The organism is Bartonella sp. AA1HLJMS, assembly GCF_042197445.1.
Classification (GTDB): domain Bacteria; phylum Pseudomonadota; class Alphaproteobacteria; order Rhizobiales; family Rhizobiaceae; genus Bartonella.
Map to the genome: position 1 here is coordinate 1 of NZ_JBHIRW010000151.1, position 1,735 is coordinate 1,735.

At 34.6% G+C, this 1,735-nt stretch carries 4 protein-coding genes; 3 read left to right on the top strand and 1 reads right to left on the bottom strand.

The features are described from left to right. Positions 1-103 precede the first annotated feature (103 nt). Positions 104-451 (bottom strand): hypothetical protein, encoded by a 348-nt coding sequence (locus tag ACFIQE_RS10105; RefSeq protein ID WP_375707669.1) that lies wholly within the window; start codon positions 449-451, stop codon positions 104-106. 95 nt (positions 452-546) lie between these two features. On the opposite strand from ACFIQE_RS10105, the gene ACFIQE_RS10110 reads away from it, so the two are divergent. The 3 genes from ACFIQE_RS10110 to ACFIQE_RS10120 form a co-directional block, all read left to right on the top strand. After that, positions 547-858: an XRE family transcriptional regulator gene (locus ACFIQE_RS10110; RefSeq protein WP_375707670.1), complete on the top strand. Its 312-nt coding sequence runs from the start codon at positions 547-549 to the stop codon at positions 856-858. A 190-nt stretch (positions 859-1,048) separates the two neighbouring features. Next, positions 1,049-1,426: a hypothetical protein gene (locus ACFIQE_RS10115; RefSeq protein ID WP_375707671.1), complete on the top strand. Its 378-nt coding sequence runs from the start codon at positions 1,049-1,051 to the stop codon at positions 1,424-1,426. A gap of 66 nt (positions 1,427-1,492) precedes the next feature. Further along, on the top strand, positions 1,493-1,735 hold a 243-nt coding region (locus ACFIQE_RS10120; protein WP_375707672.1), incomplete at its 3' end, for an antA/AntB antirepressor family protein.

The window sequence follows — 1,735 nt, forward strand, 5'->3', positions numbered from 1 at the left end:
ACCATAATATATGTCTTCACGTCCAATCTTATTAACAAGATTAATCAACTTGACCTTGCTTATAGTGATATGTGGGATATCTATCATCTCTGATCTTTCTTCTTTAAGAGTGTGAATCGTGTTGTTGTAATACGCTGCGTTGTTTGCATGGCTTCACACGAGCAGAAGAACAATCAACAAAAGCAGACGGTGGAGAAGATGCTTCTTCTTCCATCAAACCTTGTAAACGCTTAGGATAGAAAAAATCTTCTGGACGCAAATCAATGTTGTGCCGTTGAGCATAAGTGAGCAGTTGTGCCTGATAAGTTGAAGGAAACAACCCGTCGGCACCGCCTTTCTTCTTGGAGTAGGTTATACGATAAACAGCACCTTTACATTTATGTAAGATGTGTGCAACCTTTGCAACTCCTCCTAAATATTTTATAAGTGTATATGCAGGTTCTTGTTTCATAATAATATAATTTCATAAATTCTGAATTTTATCAAGGGTAAAAATTCAGAATTTATTGAATTGATTTTTCACTCAATCTGAAAGAATCTAATTTTATGGAACGTGAACAATTAAGATTATGGCTTAAAGAGCAATTAGTAAAAAAAGGACACGGCAGCAAAAAAATGCTGGCGGAGCATTTAGGTGTATTACCTTCCACTCTCACCAGTATATTAAATAATTCAGGTACAAACCGCTCGATAAAAGCAGATGAATTAATAAAAATTATTAATTTTATTGGTGAGGTACCCCCTTTTTTAATCGAAGGATCTGGGCAATTTGTTAGTCTTTTTTATCAAGCAAAGCCTGAAGTTCAGCAAGCTGTTTTAACGATTCTTCAGAATTCTGGCCAATCAGACAAAAAATAATAGCAGCTATCACCTTTTTATCCCCATAATTCCAAAGTTTTTTTAGCATTTCTTCATCCACTATTAGCCTCCGTATATAAATATTTCATATTTTATGAAATTTATTATTGACATTTTTCATTAAAAATGAAATATATATCCCATAAACCGCAAACAAACAATTGCCAAGAGGCGTTGGGGAGGGGAAATTATGGATAAGCCAATTCTTATTAAATCCAATGAAATTTTATTAATTGTCTGTGATAGTGATGAGCACATTACACAATCTGGTCCACTGGATGAAAAACAAATTCTAGATATTGTTGATAATTGTTTTGATGAACCAATGGAAATTTTTCGCGTGAACACTTCTGAGAAGAGTTGCGAAAGCATTTCTGAAGAGATCGCAGAAGCATATGTAACAGAAAATATCGACCGCCTTGATGAGGATAGTAAGGTTTATTACTTTGTCAGTGAAAGTGATGCCTACCATGCTTTTTTAGACGAAATAGCACAGCTAAAATATGAAGATGAAATGTTCGGTAGCTATGAAAAGCAACACCGTTTGCGCCTATGTGATGTGCTTTAAAAATTCTAAAGGGCGCTTTTAAAAGCGCCTCCCTTTTTCCCATCAATAATTGATTAGAGTAAACTTATGAACACACATGAAACTAATAAAGATAGCACAGGGTATCTCTTCCCTGAAAACGAGGTAGACAACAAAATTGGTTATGCCAAAATGGTCAAAGCCCATGTAATGCATAGGCACTTACATTTGAAACAAGATTTTTCCACTTGGTTTAACGATTGTGTTGAAAAGTTTGATCTAAAAGAAGGCGTGGATTTTGTTTTTACAAAACAAGAATGGAACAGACAGAAGATTTGTCCAAAATCTGAA

Bases quoted from the DNA above. Each gene is read 5' to 3' on its own strand.
- ACFIQE_RS10115 (WP_375707671.1), top strand. From the start codon at position 1,049: ATGGATAAGCCAATTCTTATTAAATCCAATGAAATTTTATTAATTGTC.
- ACFIQE_RS10110 (WP_375707670.1), top strand. From the start codon at position 547: ATGGAACGTGAACAATTAAGATTATGGCTTAAAGAGCAATTAGTAAAA.
- ACFIQE_RS10105 (WP_375707669.1), bottom strand. From the start codon at position 451: ATGAAACAAGAACCTGCATATACACTTATAAAATATTTAGGAGGAGTT.